Below are 16,738 nucleotides of genomic sequence, written 5' to 3'. Positions count from 1 at the left end.
GAGTGCACGTCATGTTCAACATCACTGGTGGACGCCGGGCCGTGCTCGGCGCCGCCGGGGCGGCCGCGCTGCTACTCTCCCTCGCTGCCTGTGGGGAGGAGGAGCCCTCCGACTCGGCCGGCGCCGGCCCGTCGGTCAGCGCCTCGGCCGACACTTCCCTGGCGGACAAGGTGCCGGCCGCGATCAAGGCGGACGGCAAGATCGTCGTGGGTACCGACTCGACGTACGCCCCGGCGGAGTACCTCGACAACGACGGCAAGACCGTGATCGGCTTCGACGTGGAGTTGTTCCGCGCGGTCGCCCAGAAGCTCGGCCTCGAGGCGGAGTTCGTCTCGGCGCCCTTCGGCGACATCATCACGGGTGTCAACTCGGGCAAGTACGAGGTCGGCGTCTCGTCGTTCACGATCAACGACGAGCGGAAGACGCAGGCCAACATGGTCAGCTACTTCCAGGTCGGCACGCAGTGGGTGACCAAGACGGGGAACCCGGCCGGCGTCGCGCTGGACAACGCCTGCGGCAAGAAGATCGCCGTGCAGAAGGACACCGTCCAGGTCGAGGACATCCAGAAGCGCTCGAAGGCGTGCACCGATGCCGGTAAGCCGGCCATCACCGTCGAGCAGTTCCCGGGCCAGGACGCCGCGACGGCGGCCGTGGTCTCGGGCAAGGACGACGCGATGCTCGCCGACTACCCGGTCGGTGTGTTCGCGGTGACCCAGTCCAACGGGGCCCTCGAGCTGCTCGACAAGCAGTACGAGGCGGCACCGTACGGCTACGTCGTGGCCAAGGACCAGGCGGAGTTCGCCGAGGCGGTCCGCGAAGCCACCAAGGCACTGATCACCGACGGGTCGTACAAGACGGTGCTCGACAAGTGGAAGGTGGCCGACGGCGCGATCACGGATCCCGCGATCAACCCGTAACGCGACATGAAATCCGAGGAAGCGACAACCGTACGGGCGCGGCCGGAACCGATCAAGGCCGTGCCCGTGCGGCACCCTGGCCGCTGGATCACGGTGGCCGTGCTGGCCGTGCTGGCCGCGATGTTCGTCCATGTGCTGGTCACGAACAAGGCCTTCAACTGGTCGTTCATGGTCGACAAGATGTTCCGGCCGCCGATCATCGAGGGCCTGCTGCGCGGCACCGTGCTGATGACGGTGCTGGCCATGCTGATCGGCGTCACGCTGGGTGTGCTGATCGCGATCATGCGGCTCTCCGACAACCCGATCCTGCGCGGGGTGGGCTGGCTCTACACCTGGTTCTTCCGGGCGGTGCCCCGGCTCGTCCTGCTTGCGGTGTTCGGCAACATCGGCATCCTGTGGAGCCGGATCGAGTTCGGGGTTCCCTTCGACACCCAGCTGGGGCAGTTGTTCGGCATCGACAACCTGCAGCTGCGGCTGTTCGGGTTCTCCTCGCGCGACATCCTCACCGGCTTCATGGCCGGCCTGCTGGGGCTCGCGCTCTCCGAGGCCGCGTACATGGCGGAGATCGTCCGGGCGGGCATCCAGTCGGTGGACGGCGGGCAGACGGAGGCCGCCCAGGCGCTGGGCATGAGCCGCGGGCAGTTGCTGCGCCGGGTGGTGCTGCCGCAGGCGATGCGGGTGATCATCCCGCCGACCGGCAACGAGACCATCGCCATGCTCAAGGACACGTCGTTGCTGCTGTACGTGCCGGTCAGCGTCGAGCTGTTCTTCCAGCTGGACGCGGTCGGCAAGCGGACCTTCCAGATCTTCCCGATGTACGTGGCCGCCTGCCTCTGGTACCTGTTCCTGACCAGCATCCTGCTGGCCGGGCAGTACTTCCTGGAGCGGCACTTCGGCAAGGGTTACGACCAGACCCAGCGGGCGCGTGACCGGCTGCGCACCATCACGGCCGAGCAGGGCGGCGGCGGCGGTCAGGGAGCGGCGGGATGAGCGAGTTGACCGTACCCAGCCAGGCGACCGCGCCGGCCGCCGAGTCGGGCCTGATGGTCCAGGCCGAGCAGGTGCACAAGTCGTTCGGCCACCTCGAGGTGCTCAAGGGCATCGACCTCGAGGTGCGCAGCGGTGAGGTCTGCTGCCTGCTCGGGCCTTCCGGCTCCGGCAAGTCGACCTTCCTGCGCTGCATCAACCACCTGGAGAAGATCAACGCCGGCCGGATCCGGGTTGACGGCGAGTTGATCGGTTACCGGGAGCACGGTGGCAAGCTGCACGAGCTGCGCCAGAAGGAGGTCGCCGCGCAGCGCCGCTCGATCGGCATGGTGTTCCAGCGGTTCAACCTCTTCCCGCACATGACGGCCCTGGAGAATGTGATCGAGGCGCCGGTGCGGGTCAAGCGGGAGCCCAAGGCCGCGGCCCGGGAGCGGGCCGAGGCGCTGCTGGCCCGGGTCGGCCTCGGCGACAAGATGGGCAACTACCCGGGGCAGCTCTCCGGCGGCCAGCAGCAGCGGGTGGCGATCGCCCGGGCCCTGGCGATGCAGCCGAAGCTGATGCTCTTCGACGAGCCGACCAGCGCGCTCGACCCGGAGCTGGTCGGTGAGGTGCTGGACGTCATGAAGGACCTGGCCCGCGACGGCATGACGATGATCGTGGTCACCCACGAGATCGGTTTCGCCCGCGAGGTCGGCGACTCGCTCGTCTTCATGGACGGCGGTGTCGTGGTCGAGCAGGGCAACCCGCGCGAGGTCATCGCGAACCCGCAGCACGACCGCACGAAGGCGTTCCTGGCCAAGGTGCTCTGACGGCTGGGGACGCCCGCCGAGGGCGTCCCCACCCGCCGCCGCCCGCCACGTCGCTGCCGTTTGGTCGTAGGTCCCGGCTAGAGTCGCTGCCGTGACAGCTACCGCGCCGCGCCTGCTCCTCGTCGACGGACACTCCCTGGCATACCGGGCTTTCTTCGCCTTGCCGGTGGAAAACTTCTCCACAACGACCGGGCAGCCGACGAACGCGGTCTACGGCTTCACCTCCATGCTGATCAACGTGCTGCGCGACGAGCAGCCGACCCACATCGTCGTGGCCTTCGACGTGTCGCGCCGCTCCTTCCGCACCGAGAAGTACGCGGAGTACAAGGCCGGCCGCAGCGAGACCCCGACCGACTTCAAGGGTCAGGTGAGCCTGGTCAAGGAGGTCCTCGCGGCGCTGCGCATCCCGGTGGTGGAGATGGAGGGCTACGAGGCCGACGACGTCATCGCCACCCTCGCCTGCCAGGCCCGCGACCAGGGCATGTCCGTGTTGATCACCAGTGGTGACCGGGACGCCTTCCAGTTGGTCGGCGAGAACGTCACGGTGCTCTACCCCCGCAAGGGCGTCTCCGACCTGGCCCGGATGGACCCGGCTGCGATCGAGGCGAAGTACGGCGTGCCCCCGGAGCGCTACCGCGACCTGGCCGCCCTGGTCGGCGAGACCAGCGACAACCTGCCGGGCGTGCCCGGTGTCGGCCCGAAGACCGCCGCCAAGTGGATCACCGCCTACGGCGGGGTCGAGGGGGTTGTCGCCCGCGCCGACGAGATCAAGGGCAAGGCCGGCGAGAGCCTGCGTGAGCGGCTCGCCGACGTGATCCGCAACTATGAGATCAACTGCCTGGTCTCCGACCTGGCGCTGCCGCTGCGTCCGGAGGACGCCCGCTGGCCCGGCTGGGACCGGGAGGCCGTGCACCAGGTCTTCGACACCCTGGAGTTCCGCATCCTGCGCGATCGGCTCTACCAGTACCTCGAGGCGGTGGAGCCGGAGGCGGAGGCCGGCTTCGAGTTGGCCGGCGAGGTACTCACCGAGCCCGGCGCGCTCAGCGGGTGGCTCGGCACGCACGCCTCGGTGGGCACCCCGGTGGGCATGGCGGCGAAGCTCGACACCGGCCCGAACCGCCGGCACACCGCGTCCGTGCTGGGCATGGCGCTGGCCACCGCGGCCGGCGCGGGCGTCTGGTTCGACCCGGCCCGCCTCGACCCCACGGACGAGACGGCGCTGGCCGGCTGGCTCGCCGATGCGCAACGACCGAAGGTGCTGCACGACAGCAAGCCCGTTGTGCTCGCCCTCGCCGCGCACGGCTGGCCGCTGGAGGGCATCGCCCGCGACACCCAGATCGCCGCCTACCTGGCCCGTCCCGACCAGCGCTCGTACGACCTGACCGACCTGGCGCTGCGCTACCTGCACCGGGAACTGCGGGTCGACGCCCCGCAGACCGGCCAGCTGACCCTGGAGGGGCTGGGCAACGACGGCGAGGCCGAGCAGAACCTCATGCTCCAGGCGCGGGCCACCCTTGACCTGGCCGACGCGATCGACGCGGAGCTGTCCCGCGACGGCGAGCAGTCCGCCCGGCTGATGGCCGGGGTGGAGCTGCCGCTCATGCGGGTGCTCGCCACCATGGAACGCACCGGCATCGCCGCCGACACGGACTACCTCTCCGAGCTGGAGGCGCACTTCGCCGCCGAGGTGAAGGCCGCCGCCCAGGGCGCGTACGAGGCGGTCGGGCGGGAGTTCAACCTCGGCTCGCCCAAGCAGCTGCAGGAGATCCTCTTCGGCGAGCTGGGCCTGCCGAAGACCAAGAAGATCAAGACCGGTTACACGACCGACGCCGACGCGTTGCAGTGGCTCTACGCGCAGAACCCGCACCCGGTGCTGGCGCACCTGCTGCGCCACCGGGACGTGGCCAAGCTGAAGTCGACAGTGGACGGCCTGCTCAAGTCGGTCTCCGACGACGGCCGGATCCACACGACCTTCAACCAGACGGTGGCGGCCACCGGCCGGCTCTCGTCGACCGAGCCGAACCTGCAGAACATCCCGATCCGTACCGAGGAAGGTCGGCGGATCCGCCGCGCGTTCGTGGTCGGGGAGGGCTACGAGTGCCTCCTCACCGCCGACTACAGCCAGATCGAGATGCGGATCATGGCGCACCTGTCCTCGGACGACGCGTTGATCGACGCGTTCAACTCCGGCGCCGACTTCCACGCGGCGACGGCGTCGTCGGTCTTCGAGGTGCCGCTCGCCGAGGTCACGCCCGACCAACGCCGCAAGATCAAGGCGATGAACTACGGCCTGGCGTACGGGCTGAGCGCCTTCGGCCTCTCCCAGCAACTCGGGATCAGCACCGAGGAGGCGCGCGGCCTCATGGAGGACTACTTCGCCGGCTTCGGCGGGGTCCGCGACTACCTCCAGGAGGTGGTCGCCCGCGCCCGCCACGACGGCTACACCTCGACGATCCTCGGCCGCCGCCGCTACCTGCCCGACCTGGTCAGCGACAACCGGCAGCGCCGGGAGATCGCCGAGCGGATGGCGCTCAACGCCCCGATCCAGGGCTCCGCGGCCGACATCATCAAGGTCGCGATGCTGCGCGTCGACACCGCGTTGCGCGAGGCCGGGCTGGGCTCCCGGATGCTGCTCCAGGTGCACGACGAACTGGTCTTCGAGGTGGCCCCGGGCGAGCGGCCGGCGCTGGAGGAACTGGTCCGCCGCGAGATGGGTGCGGCGTACCCGCTGGCGGTGCCGCTGGAGGTCTCCGTCGGCGAGGGCCGCGACTGGAACAGCGCCGACCACTGACGGCCCGCGCTCGCGCGGGCGGGCTCGCGCTGGTCGCGGCTCCCGTGCGGGTGCCCGCCACCGCGATGAACGACCACGAAACGCAGCGTCGTCATCAGTTCAGGCGTCGCTGGTGAAGGCCTCCGATTACCCAGCGTCTCCGCACTCTCCGTGGCCGAAAGCACTCTCCGTGAAGGGGGTGCCTCGACCGTGTCGCAGCGCCGGCAGAGCCGTGCCGCGCGGCTGGCCGCTCCCGCCCCACCCGCGACCCGAGGCCGAGGCGGTGGGACCGCCGGTCAGCTCGTCCGGCGGGTCGGCCGGCGCTCCGCGGGTTGCCGTCCCGCACCCCGCCGGTTCTTCGGTGGGGCGCCACGGCGTTCGAGCGCGCGGCGGGACGGCCCGCCGGGCGGCGGCAGCGGCCCCTTCAGCGGGTCGTGTCCCCAGTTCATGAGGGAGAAGCGCCACTTGGTGTTGCGGACGTCGCCAGATGGGCGTTGGGCCATGTGCCGGCGCACGTAGCCGACGACCTTGCGCATGTGCCGGAAGTCGGCCTCGGAGAGCTCGGCGCGCTTGCGACGCAGCAGGTCGAGGATCCGGCGGCCGGACTCGTGCCCCACCGACTCGCCGGCCTTCGGGCCCTTCTTCCGCCAGCCGACATGCTTGGACTCGTCGGTCTCCAGCCACTTCGACAGCTCGCCGGGCTTCATGTTCACCGCTTCGGTGAACTCCCGGTAGGTGTCGCGGCCCTCGTCAGCGCGGCTCATGGCGCAGCACCTCCGGACGGTGGGCGACGTCCCGGCCCGAGTCGTCGTTGCGGATCCGGTACTGCGGCTCCTCCTCGGAGGCGTTCACGGTGTGCCCGCGTACGTGTGTCCGGTCGACCAGCTTCTCCTTGACCACGCCGTACGCCCGGCCGCTGTGACTGGCCCAGGAGACGTGGTCGCCCTCGCGGAAATCCCTCTTCTCGGCCATGCCGTCCGGTTACCCGGGGCCGGCCGGCGGAAACGACGCCGGTCAGGGGGTGATCTCGCCGATCGACAGCTTGATCTCGAAGGGCTCGGAAAGCTCGATCAGCTCGGCGCTCTCGGCGATCAGCTCGTACTGCCGTTCTCCGCCCGGGCCGATCCGGTCACCTCGGCGGTATGCGTACAGGTGTACCGGATCCTGTTCGATGCGCCAGTAGAAGGGGATGCCGGCGGCGGCGTACTCGCCGGGTTTGGCGAACCGGTCGATCCGCCGGGTACCGGGGGAGACCACCTCGACGGCCAGCACCACGTCGGCGGGAGTGAGGAGGGAACGGTCAGGACTCACCTGAGCGCGGCAGAGTAGTACATCCGGCTGTCGGCTGGTGTTCGCATTGAGAGCGACGCCGACGGCCTGTGCGGCGTGTAGGCGCGCCGGTGCGTGGGATCGAAGCCAGAGCCAGAGCAGACTGGAGATGTCCTGATGGCCGAGGGTGGGGGAGGGCGCCACCTGGATCACTCCGTCGACGAGTTCGACGCGGGGGGCGTCGTCCGGCAGGTGGAGCAGGTCCTCCAGCGTGTAGTCGGCACGCTGCTGCCGGATCGGGTCCGGACACCAGGGGCCAGGTGGTGTCGCGATCGGCTCGGCGCTCACCGACACAGCGTAACCCCGTCGATGTTCCGAGCGCCGGACTCCGGGTGCGACGACCTGGTCACGCGGGTTTCTCGGTCACGAAGATCGCGGTGCCGGGGAAGAGTCGGCCACGCAGTGGGCTCCACTGCCCCCAGATCCCCTCGTGCCCCTCGGGCCACTCCGGCTCCACGAGGTCGACCAGGCGGAATCCCGCACCGACCAGTTCCCGGATCCGGTCGCCGAGGGTGCGGTGCTGCTCGACGTAGGTGGCCGTGCCCGAGTCGTCCTGCTCCACGTACGGGCGGCGGTCGAAGTAGGAGTGCACGGCCCGCAGGCCGCCCTCGCCCGGGTCGTCGAGGAAGATCCACCGCATCGGGTGGGTGACCGAGAAGACCCAGCGGGCGCCGGGGCGCAGCACCCGGTACACCTCCCGCATCAGGGCCGCCGAGTCGGCCACGAACGGGACCGCCCCGAACGCCGTGCACGCGGTGTCGAACGTCGCGTCGGCGAAGGGCAGGGCGAGCGCGTCGGCCTGCACCAGCGGCACGCGTACGCCGGTGCGGTCGGCGGCCTGCGCGGCGTGGCGCAGCATGCCCGCGGAGAGGTCCATGGCGACCGGGCGGGCGCCCTGGGTGGCCAGCCACCGGGAGGCCGCCGCCGCGCCGCAACCGACCTCCAGGATCCGGCGCCCGGCGAGGTCGCCGAGAAGGTGTACGTCCGCCTCGCGCACTCCCTCGGGGCACCAGACGAAGTCCACGTCCCCGAGGAACGCCCCGTGCTCGGCCTGGTAGTCGTCGGCGTCCTCGTCCCACCAGCGGCGGCTCGCCACCCGGGCCTCGGCGTCGCCGACCCGGCGCCGGGTCACCCGGCTGTCGTCGTCCATCCGCTCACGCTAGGGCCTCGCCTCGCCGGGCGGCCGGGTGGGTGCCCGGCCCCGTGCCGGGCCGACCCGAGCCGGGGTGGCGGTGGACGACCGGCGGACACGGGTGCCGGCCCGGGCTGCGGTACCGCCGTGACGGCTGTGACGCAGGAGACAACCGCGACGGATTCGGGCCGATTTCTCGGCTTTCGCAGCTCACGAGGCGATGAGCCGGGCGGGAGGGCTTGCACGCTGTGGTAATGCGCAGGGTAGGCTTGACGATGCGCTCGCGGATCGTGCACCTCGGCAGGGAGCAGGTGCGCGGTCGACGAGGCCACCGACGGCGCCACATCATCGCATCTGGCAACCGATCGGTGTGCCAAGCGACGGGTCCGCTGGCGCGACCGGGTCACCGCGACACCAGCCTGCTGTGACATCCCATCCGACCGGAGCAACCGCCCACATGACGAGCAGCATCGAGGCTCCCTCGAGCGCCACCAAGGTCACCGTCGACGACCTCGGCTCTGAGGAGGCTTTCCTCGCCGCGATCGACGAGACCATCAAGTACTTCAACGACGGCGACATTGTCGAAGGCACCGTCGTCAAGGTCGATCGGGACGAGGTCCTGCTCGACATCGGCTACAAGACCGAGGGTGTCATCCCCTCTCGGGAGCTGTCGATCAAGCACGACGTGGACCCGGCCGAGGTCGTGTCGGTCGGTGACCACATCGAGGCCCTCGTCCTTCAGAAGGAGGACAAGGAGGGTCGCCTGATCCTCTCGAAGAAGCGGGCGCAGTACGAGCGGGCCTGGGGCACGATCGAGAAGATCAAGGACGAGGACGGCGTCGTTCGCGGTTCGGTCATCGAGGTGGTCAAGGGTGGCCTCATCCTCGACATCGGCCTGCGCGGCTTCCTCCCCGCCTCCCTGGTCGAGATGCGGCGGGTGCGTGACCTGCAGCCTTACGTCGGCCGCGAGCTCGAGGCCAAGATCATCGAGCTGGACAAGAACCGCAACAACGTGGTTCTGTCCCGCCGGGCCTGGCTCGAGCAGACCCAGTCCGAGGTGCGCACCGAGTTCCTCAACAAGCTTCAGAAGGGCCAGGTCCGCAAGGGCCTCGTGTCCTCGATCGTCAACTTCGGCGCGTTCGTCGACCTCGGCGGCGTGGACGGTCTGGTGCACGTCTCCGAGCTCTCCTGGAAGCACATCGACCACCCGTCCGAGGTCGTCGAGGTGGGCCAGGAGGTCGAGGTCGAGGTCCTGGACGTCGACCTGGACCGCGAGCGGGTCTCGCTGTCGCTGAAGGCGACCCAGGAGGACCCGTGGCGTCAGTTCGCCCGTACCCACGCGATCCAGCAGATCGTGCCGGGTAAGGTCACCAAGCTGGTGCCGTTCGGTGCGTTCGTCCGCGTCGACGACGGCATCGAGGGCCTGGTCCACATCTCCGAGCTGGCCGAGCGCCACGTGGAGATCCCGGAGCAGGTCGTCCAGGTCGGCTCCGAGGTCATGGTCAAGGTCATCGACATCGACCTGGAGCGCCGCCGGATCTCGCTGTCGCTCAAGCAGGCCAACGAGGGCTTCGTCGAGGGCGAGGAGCACTTCGACCCGACCCTCTACGGCATGGCCGCGACCTACGACGCCGAGGGCAACTACATCTACCCGGAGGGCTTCGACCCGGAGACGGGCGAGTGGCTCGAGGGGTACGACAAGCAGCGCGAGACCTGGGAGAACCAGTACGCCGAGGCTCGCCAGCGCTGGGAGGCGCACCAGAAGCAGGTGCAGAACTCCCGCGCCGCCGAGGCCGAGGCCGCTGCCAACCCGGCTCCGGCGGTCACCGGCGCCACCTCCACCAGCGCGGCCCCGAGCCGCCAGGAGGAGCCGGCCGGCACCCTGGCCACCGACGAGGCTCTCGCTGCCCTGCGGGAGAAGCTCGCCGGCGGCAAGTGACCCGCACGGCAGGTTCGACTCGGCGCCGCTGACGCCGACGACCACGGGCCCCGCCCTCGACGATCTCCGGATCGTCGGAGGCGGGGCCTTCGCCGTCTCCGCGTCCGCGCCGTGTCCGCGCTTGTGCCGCGCGCCCGTACTCCCGGTCACTCGCCCTGCCCGCGGTCCGCTGGCGAGCGCGGAACGACCGGGACTCGCCGGTTTGATCGACTCGACATCCCTGAAGTCGGGGTATCCGTCACAGCCGGACACCCCGGCCTCCATGACCGCGAGTGGATCATCCCCACCATGCGCCCGATCGCCTGCCCGGTGGCGGGGCCCGTTTGGTACGGCGGACGTGATCGGGTTGACTGGGGACCGTGCTGATGGCAGGGCTGACCGGGGGAATCGGATCGGGTAAGAGCGCCGTGTCGGCGCGTCTCGCGGAGCGGGGCGCGGTGTTGATCGACGCCGACCGTATCGCGCGGGAGGTGGTCGCCCCGGGCACCCCGGGGCTCGCGGAGATCGTCGAGGCCTTCTCACCGCGGGTACTGGCCGCTGACGGCAGCCTCGACCGGGCCGCGCTGGGCGCCGTCGTCTTCGCCGACGAAGCCGCCCGCCGCCGGTTGGAGGCGATCACGCATCCCCGGGTACGCGCCCGGACCGCCGAGCTCGCCGCCGCGGCGGCACCCGACGCGGTAGTGGTCAACGACGTGCCGCTCCTGGTCGAGGTGGGGCTCGTGCCCACGTACCACCTGGTGATCGTGGTGGAGACGGCCGTGCCCATCCGGTTGGAACGGCTGGCCCGTGACCGGGGGATGGATCGCGCGGAGGCCGAGCGGCGGGTTGCCGCGCAGGCCGACGACGCCCGCCGGCGCGCGGCGGCCGACGCGTTGCTCAGCAACGACGGCAGCCTGGCCGAGCTGTACACGGCGGTCGACGCGCTCTGGCACGACCGGTTGCTGCCCTATGAACGCAACGTGCGGGAGCGGCGGGTGGCCCGGCCGCGGCAGGTGCAGCTGGCCGAGTACGACCCGACGTGGCCGCAGCAGTACGCGCGCCTGGCCGCCCGGATCCGCCACGCGCTCGGTCCGACCGACCTGCGGATCGATCACATCGGACCCACGGCGGTTCCCGGTCTCGCGGGGAGGGACGTCATCGACGTCCAGCTCACCGTGCCGTCCCTGGCCGAGGCGGACGGCACGATCGCGCATCGGCTGGCTGATGCCGGGTTCCCCCGGATGCCGGGCGAGTGGTGGGACGACCCCCGCCCGGCCGGCAGCGGCCGGTGGGAGAAACGGTTGCACGGCAGCGCGGACCCGGGCCGTGCGGTGAACCTGCACGTTCGCGTGGCCGATTCACCCGGCTGGCGGTACGCGCTGCTGATGCGTGACCACCTGCGCGCCGATCCGGGGCAGCGGGCCGCGTATCTGCTGTTCAAGCAGGAGTTGGCGGCCTCGGCCCCGGACGGTGCCGACTTCCCGACCATCAGGGACCCGTGGTTCGACGAGGAGTACCTGCGCGCCGAGGAGTGGGCCGCCCAGACCGGCTGGCGGCCCTGACCGTACCGGCCGCCGAGCCTCAACGCGACGAGCGGGCGGCCGGCCGCTTCGGGGCGGGCAGCGTGGGCACCCGGCCGGGCTGAAGGTCGAGCTGCGCCCAGGTGGCCGTACCGGTGCGTACCTCCACCCGGCGGAGCAGACCGTCACGGTCGATCCAGTAGCGCAGCAGGTTCCGGCCGTCGCGCAGCTCCACGACATCGACCGGATGGTCGGCCAGGGTGTCCTCCCGCAGCCGGACGGCCGTGCCACGGGGTGCTGTGCGACCGGCGGTGAGCGCCGCGTCCACCAGCACGCCGACGTCGTCCGCGCCGGCCCGTTCGGACTTCCACGTGACGTCGGCCGGCGGCGGCAGCGGTGGCTTCTCGGGTTTCTCCGGATCGCCCGCTGCCGGGACCTGCGCGCGGGACACGCCGGCCGCGTCCCGCCACCGCAGCGTCCGGCGTTCCGGTACGCCGAGGTCGGTCACCGCCAGGTAGCCGGTACGGCGGGTCCAGCTGAGCCAGCCCGCACCACGCAGGTTCGTCGCACGCCCCACGGGAGCGGTGAGGGTCACCGTCGCCCCCTGACGGGCGCGCAGCCGCTCGGGGAGACGCTCCAACCGGGTTTGCTCGGCGGCGGTCAACGCCCGGGGCAATCCCGGCCGGCCGCCCAGGGCGTCGACGGGCCGCAGGGTCGGTCGGTCCGTCCGCTTGAGGTCCACGTTCACCGCTCCCGATCCGGGAAGCCGGACGGCCAACCGGTGCAGCCGGGCGTCGTCGTCGACCCAGTACCGTGGCCGGTCGTCCGGGTCGGGCTCGATGGTCGCCGACCCCGGCAGGGGAGCCTGCAGGACGTCGACCGGCCCGGCGGCGAGGGTCTCGCGGGCCACCCAGCGGGCACCGGCCGGCGGGGCCGGGTCCGGGCGATCGGCGGCGAGGTCGAAGAGCAGCTTGAGTACGGGCGCCAGGGCGTGCCCGGCGGGCAGCTCGTGCAGTCGCCAACGGTCCGCGGGAGGCACCAGCGGAGGCGGCGCGGCGGTGGGCACGGCCGACGGGTCGGGCCGGATCATCAGCACCGTGGGCGTGGCCTGGAGCAGACCGCGTTCGGCGCCGGCGCCGGGACCGCCGACGTCCAGATAGAGCAGCGGGCGGGACCAGTCCACCCAGCCCACCAGTTCGGTGCGGGAGTTCTCGGCGCCGATGGTCACGTGCACCCCGGCGCGCAGGTCGCGGTAGTTGGTCACCCGCACCGCCGCCAGCCGCTCGGCCTCGACGGGGGCCAGCGCCCGGGGCGGCGCCGACGGTTCGGGCGCCCAGCTGAGCAGCCCGAGCACCAGTCCCGCGGCGGACAGGACCGCGACCAGGCCGAGCACCGCCAGCAGGTGACGCCGCCGCCGGGCGGTGACCTTCGGCAAGAGCCCGGTGTCGTCGGGGCCGGCGTTCGCGGGGCCGGGGGGCGGCACCGCGACAGCGGGCAGGGCGCGACTCGGGCCGCTGCGGGCGGTCGGGGGCATGTCCGCGGGATCCGGACGGGAGGCCCGGGCTCGGGATGTTTCCACGCGTTGTTGAACGGCCGGAGGTGCATGGAGTGACGAGCAGGGCGCTCGCGGCGGCCGGTGCGCCTCTGGCGCGACCACGTCGGGTGCGCACGCCGGGCAACCGGGTGCTGCGACCACCGTGCCGGGGGCGACCGCCGGCCGTGATGTCGGCCGGGCCGCCGGCCCGGTCGGCCGCCGCGAGCGGCCTACACGCAGAGGGTAGTCCGGTGGCATGTGGCACACAATGGGAATATCGAAGCTGGTCACCCGCCTCCTGGTCGGCCGAACCTGTCGGACCGGCGGCGTACCGTTGAGGTCATGGCGCTCGACATTCCCCGGCTTGACGGCCGTTTCCAGGTCGTCAGTGAATTTCAGCCCGCCGGTGACCAGCCGGCGGCCATCGACGACCTGGAGCGGCGGGTCCGCCGTGGCGACCGCAACACGGTGCTGCTCGGCGCGACCGGCACCGGCAAGAGCGCCACCACCGCGTGGCTCATCGAGCGGTTGCAGCGGCCGACGCTGGTGCTCGCGCCCAACAAGACGCTCTGCGCGCAGCTGGCAAAGGAGTTCAGCGAGCTGCTGCCGAACAACGCCGTCGAATACTTCGTCTCCTACTACGACTACTACCAGCCCGAGGCCTACATCCCGCAGACCGACACCTACATCGAGAAGGACTCCTCGATCAACGAGGAGGTCGAGCGGCTGCGGCACTCGGCGACCATGTCGCTGCTCACCCGCCGCGACGTGGTCGTGGTGGCCACCGTCTCGGCGATCTACGGCCTGGGCACCCCGGAGGAGTACCTCGACCGCGCGGTCCGGATGGCCGTCGGCCAGGAACTCGACCGCGACCAGCTGCTGCGCCGCCTGGTCGACATCCAGTACACCCGCAACGACATGGCCTTCAACCGGGGCACCTTCCGGGTCCGGGGCGACACGCTGGAGATCATTCCGGCGTACGAGGAGCTGGCCGTCCGGATCGAGCTCTTCGGTGACGAGGTGGAGAAGCTCTACTACCTCAACCCGCTCACCGGCGACGTGGTCCGCGAGGTCGACCATCTGATGATCTTCCCGGCCACCCACTACGCGGCCGGTCCGGAGCGGATGGAGCGGGCGATCCGTGACATCGAGACCGAGTTGGCCGAGCGGCTGGCAGAGCTGGAGCGGCAGGGCAAGCTGCTGGAGGCCCAGCGGCTGCGGATGCGCACCACGTACGACATCGAGATGATGCGCCAGGTGGGCTTCTGCTCAGGCATCGAGAACTACTCGATGCACATCGACGGCCGGCTCCCGGGCAGCCCGCCGCACTGCCTCCTCGACTACTTCCCCGACGACTTCCTGACGGTCATCGACGAGTCGCACGTGACGATCCCGCAGATCGGCGGCATGTACGAGGGCGACGCCTCCCGCAAGCGGATGCTCATCGACCACGGCTTCCGGCTGCCCAGCGCCGCCGACAACCGGCCGCTGCGTTTCGACGAGTTCCTGGAGCGGGTCGGCCAGATGGTCTTCCTCTCCGCCACCCCCGGCCCGTGGGAGCTGGAGCAGGCACAGGGCGAGTTCGTCGAGCAGGTGATCCGCCCGACCGGCCTGATCGATCCGGAGGTCATCGTGAAGCCCACGAAGGGGCAGATCGACGACCTCATGCACGAGATCAAGCTGCGCACCGAGCGGGACGAGCGGGTGCTGGTCACCACACTCACCAAGAAGATGGCCGAGGACCTGTCCGACTATCTGCTGGAGAACGGCATCCGGGTGCGCTACCTGCACTCCGAGGTCGACACGCTGCGCCGGGTGGAGCTGCTGCGCGAGCTGCGTAAGGGCGACTACGACGTGCTGGTCGGCATCAACCTGCTGCGGGAGGGCCTCGACCTGCCCGAGGTGTCGCTGGTGGCGATCCTCGACGCCGACAAGGAGGGCTTCCTGCGCAGCGGCCGATCGCTGATCCAGACCATCGGCCGGGCGGCCCGAAACGTGTCCGGCCAGGTCCACATGTACGCCGACAAGATCACCCCGTCGATGGCGGACGCGATCGAGGAGACCAACCGGCGGCGGGCCAAGCAGATCGCACACAACGAGGCGCACGGCATCAGCCCCGAGCCGCTGCGTAAGAAGATCCACGACATCCTCGACGACATCTACCGCGAGGCCGAGGACACCGCGCAGAACACCGTGGGCGGTGCGGTGCGGCAGCTGTCCCGAGGCAAGGCGCCGGTCAAGGAGACCCGCAGCCGTGGCCGGGCGGCCACCTCCACCCCGTCTCGGGAGGGGATGGCCCGGGCCGACCTGGCGCAGCTCATCCAGGAGCTCAACGACCAGATGCTCGGCGCCGCCCGGGAGCTGCAGTTCGAGTTGGCCGCCCGGATCCGCGACGAGATCGCCGACCTGAAGAAGGAGCTGCGGGGCATGGACGCCGCGGGCGTGAAGTGAGCGCGGCTCCCCGCCGATGACGACGGGCGGGCCGGCCGGCGGGATAGTCCTCGGGCTGCCCTCGGTCGCGCTGCGCCCGTACGTCGAGCGGTACGTCGGCTATCGGGAGCGCGCGGACCTGCCGCTGGTGCGCCGCGAGGCGGCCGGCGCGTTCGTGGTGCTCATCCTCGGCTGGGGCGCCCCGCTCGACGTGATCGATCCGCGTAGCAGGCAGCGCAGCGCGTACGGGGTGAACTCCTTCGTGGCCGGCACGTTCGACCGGTGGTGCCGGACCGAGACGGTCGGTGTGGGGGAGGGGGTGCAGGTGCTGCTGGCCCCGTTGACCGCCCGCCGGCTCCTCGGCCTGCCCCTGGTGGAGCTGGCGAACCGGGCGGCGGACGTGGCCGTGCTGCCCGGCGGCTGGCTCGACCGGCTCCGGCAGCGGCTCGCGGAGACGCCGGCCTGGTCGCAACGGTTCGCGCTGCTGGACGAGGTGTTCACCGCCCGACTGGCCGCCTCGGCGCCGGCGGATCCACGAGTCGCTTGGGCCTGGCGGCGGCTGGACGCGAGCGGCGGCCGGGTCGGGATCGGACTGCTCGCCGACGACGTGGGGTGGAGCCGGCGGCACCTGGCCGCCCGGTTCCGGCACGAGGTCGGGCTGTCGCCGAAGACCACGGCACGGTTGCTGCGCTTCCAGCGGGCGTACGCGGCGTTGACCGGCCCGCTGCTGCCGGTGTCGCCAGCGCCCGACCTCGGGCCGGTCGGCGGTGGGGCCGACGTGGCCGCCCGGTTCGGCTACTACGACCAGTCACATCTGATTCGCGACTTCCGGGAGTTCGCGGGTGACACGCCTGCGGCGCTGTCGGCGGGCAGTCGTCCGAGGTGACCGGCCGAGGTCACATTCGTCCAATCGCCGTGGCCGATCCGGCGGCAGACTCGGAGCCATGCGTACCGTCTATCCCGTCTTTCGTTACCCGGACCCCCGCGCCGCCATCGACTGGCTCTGCGCCGCCTTCGGCTTCGCGGTGCACGCCGTGCATGAGGCCCCGGACGGCAGCGTGGCCCATGCCGAACTCATCCTGGACACCGGCATGATCATGCTCGGCGGACGCGCTGAGCCCCGGCCGCGGCCGGCCGAGGACGACGCGGCGGTGTACGTCGCGATCGACGATGTCGACGCCCACTACACGCGGGCCCGGACCGCCGGCGCCGAGATCATCCGTGCGCCGTTCGACACCGAATACGGCTCACGGGACTACGCGGCCCGTGATCTCGCCGGCAACGTGTGGAGCTTCGGCACCTACCGGCCCTGAAGGCGGCAGGTCGACCTGGTGGGTGCCGCCGTCGCGCGGCGCCGGCCCGTCACACGCGGTGGGGCTTGGCTCGCCGGCC

Annotated in this window: 14 protein-coding genes; 9 read left to right on the top strand and 5 right to left on the bottom strand. The window is 71.1% G+C overall.

The genetic code is table 11. The features are described from left to right. The first annotated feature begins 11 nt into the window (after window positions 1–11). From BXA10_RS04255 to polA, 4 genes are all read left to right on the top strand, one after another. Window positions 12–917 (top strand): ABC transporter substrate-binding protein, encoded by a 906-nt coding sequence (locus BXA10_RS04255; protein ID WP_076467731.1) that lies wholly within the window; start codon window positions 12–14, stop codon window positions 915–917. Window positions 918–923: 6 nt separating this feature from the next. Continuing rightward, window positions 924–1,907, top strand: coding sequence for an amino acid ABC transporter permease (locus tag BXA10_RS04250; protein ID WP_076467729.1), 984 nt, complete (start codon window positions 924–926; stop codon window positions 1,905–1,907). Then, window positions 1,904–2,713 carry an amino acid ABC transporter ATP-binding protein gene (locus tag BXA10_RS04245; protein ID WP_076467727.1) on the top strand — a complete coding sequence of 270 codons (810 nt, stop codon included), beginning with the start codon at window positions 1,904–1,906 and terminating at the stop codon, window positions 2,711–2,713. Before BXA10_RS04250 ends, BXA10_RS04245 begins: the two co-directional genes overlap by 4 nt. Before the next feature lie 91 nt (window positions 2,714–2,804). After that, complete coding sequence (polA, locus tag BXA10_RS04240; protein ID WP_076467725.1) at window positions 2,805–5,504, top strand: DNA polymerase I; 2,700 nt, start codon at window positions 2,805–2,807, stop codon at window positions 5,502–5,504. Window positions 5,505–5,779: 275 nt separating this feature from the next. Here the strand turns inward: polA and BXA10_RS04235 are convergent, their stop codons facing one another. From BXA10_RS04235 to BXA10_RS04220, 4 genes are read right to left on the bottom strand one after another with little or no spacing between them, the layout of a single operon-like run. Then, a complete protein-coding gene (locus BXA10_RS04235; protein ID WP_076467722.1) occupies window positions 5,780–6,247 on the bottom strand; it encodes a DUF3140 domain-containing protein in 468 nt (155 codons plus the stop codon). After that, window positions 6,234–6,455 (bottom strand): hypervirulence associated TUDOR domain-containing protein, encoded by a 222-nt coding sequence (locus BXA10_RS04230; RefSeq protein ID WP_076467720.1) that lies wholly within the window; start codon window positions 6,453–6,455, stop codon window positions 6,234–6,236. The genes BXA10_RS04235 and BXA10_RS04230 overlap by 14 nt, the downstream gene beginning before the upstream one ends. A 42-nt stretch (window positions 6,456–6,497) precedes the next feature. Further along, on the bottom strand, window positions 6,498–7,100 hold the full coding sequence (locus BXA10_RS04225) for a Uma2 family endonuclease (protein ID WP_245828124.1): 603 nt from the start codon (window positions 7,098–7,100) through the stop codon (window positions 6,498–6,500). A gap of 58 nt (window positions 7,101–7,158) precedes the next feature. Beyond that, the gene (locus BXA10_RS04220) at window positions 7,159–7,962 is read right to left on the bottom strand and encodes a class I SAM-dependent methyltransferase (protein WP_076467717.1); all 804 of its coding nucleotides are present in this window, start codon (window positions 7,960–7,962) and stop codon (window positions 7,159–7,161) included. 439 nt (window positions 7,963–8,401) lie between these two features. On the opposite strand from BXA10_RS04220, the gene rpsA reads away from it, so the two are divergent. Next, the gene (gene rpsA, locus BXA10_RS04215; protein ID WP_076467714.1) at window positions 8,402–9,883 is read left to right on the top strand and encodes a 30S ribosomal protein S1; all 1,482 of its coding nucleotides are present in this window, start codon (window positions 8,402–8,404) and stop codon (window positions 9,881–9,883) included. Between the two features lie 359 nt (window positions 9,884–10,242). Beyond that, the gene (coaE, locus tag BXA10_RS04210) at window positions 10,243–11,424 is read left to right on the top strand and encodes a dephospho-CoA kinase (RefSeq protein WP_076467711.1); all 1,182 of its coding nucleotides are present in this window, start codon (window positions 10,243–10,245) and stop codon (window positions 11,422–11,424) included. A 19-nt stretch (window positions 11,425–11,443) separates the two neighbouring features. Here the strand turns inward: coaE and BXA10_RS04205 are convergent, their stop codons facing one another. Beyond that, window positions 11,444–12,916, bottom strand: a complete 1,473-nt coding sequence (locus BXA10_RS04205) for a hypothetical protein (protein ID WP_076467709.1) — start codon at window positions 12,914–12,916, stop codon at window positions 11,444–11,446. Window positions 12,917–13,258: 342 nt separating this feature from the next. Here BXA10_RS04205 and uvrB point away from each other — a divergent pair, with 342 nt between their 5' ends. Genes uvrB through BXA10_RS04190 form a run of 3 tightly spaced genes read left to right on the top strand, consistent with a single transcriptional unit; the run spans window position 13,259 to window position 16,659 of the window. Further along, entirely contained in the window at window positions 13,259–15,367 is a 2,109-nt protein-coding gene (uvrB, locus tag BXA10_RS04200) for an excinuclease ABC subunit UvrB (RefSeq protein WP_076467707.1), read from the top strand. A gap of 16 nt (window positions 15,368–15,383) precedes the next feature. Next, a complete protein-coding gene (locus tag BXA10_RS04195) occupies window positions 15,384–16,232 on the top strand; it encodes a helix-turn-helix domain-containing protein (RefSeq protein WP_076467705.1) in 849 nt (282 codons plus the stop codon). Window positions 16,233–16,290: 58 nt separating this feature from the next. Beyond that, window positions 16,291–16,659, top strand: a complete 369-nt coding sequence (locus BXA10_RS04190) for a VOC family protein (RefSeq protein ID WP_076467703.1) — start codon at window positions 16,291–16,293, stop codon at window positions 16,657–16,659. The last annotated feature ends 79 nt before the right edge of the window (window positions 16,660–16,738 follow it).

This window comes from Micromonospora avicenniae, assembly GCF_900156065.1.
GTDB lineage: Bacteria > Actinomycetota > Actinomycetes > Mycobacteriales > Micromonosporaceae > Micromonospora > Micromonospora avicenniae.
This window is presented reverse-complemented; position numbering and strand designations above follow the sequence as displayed.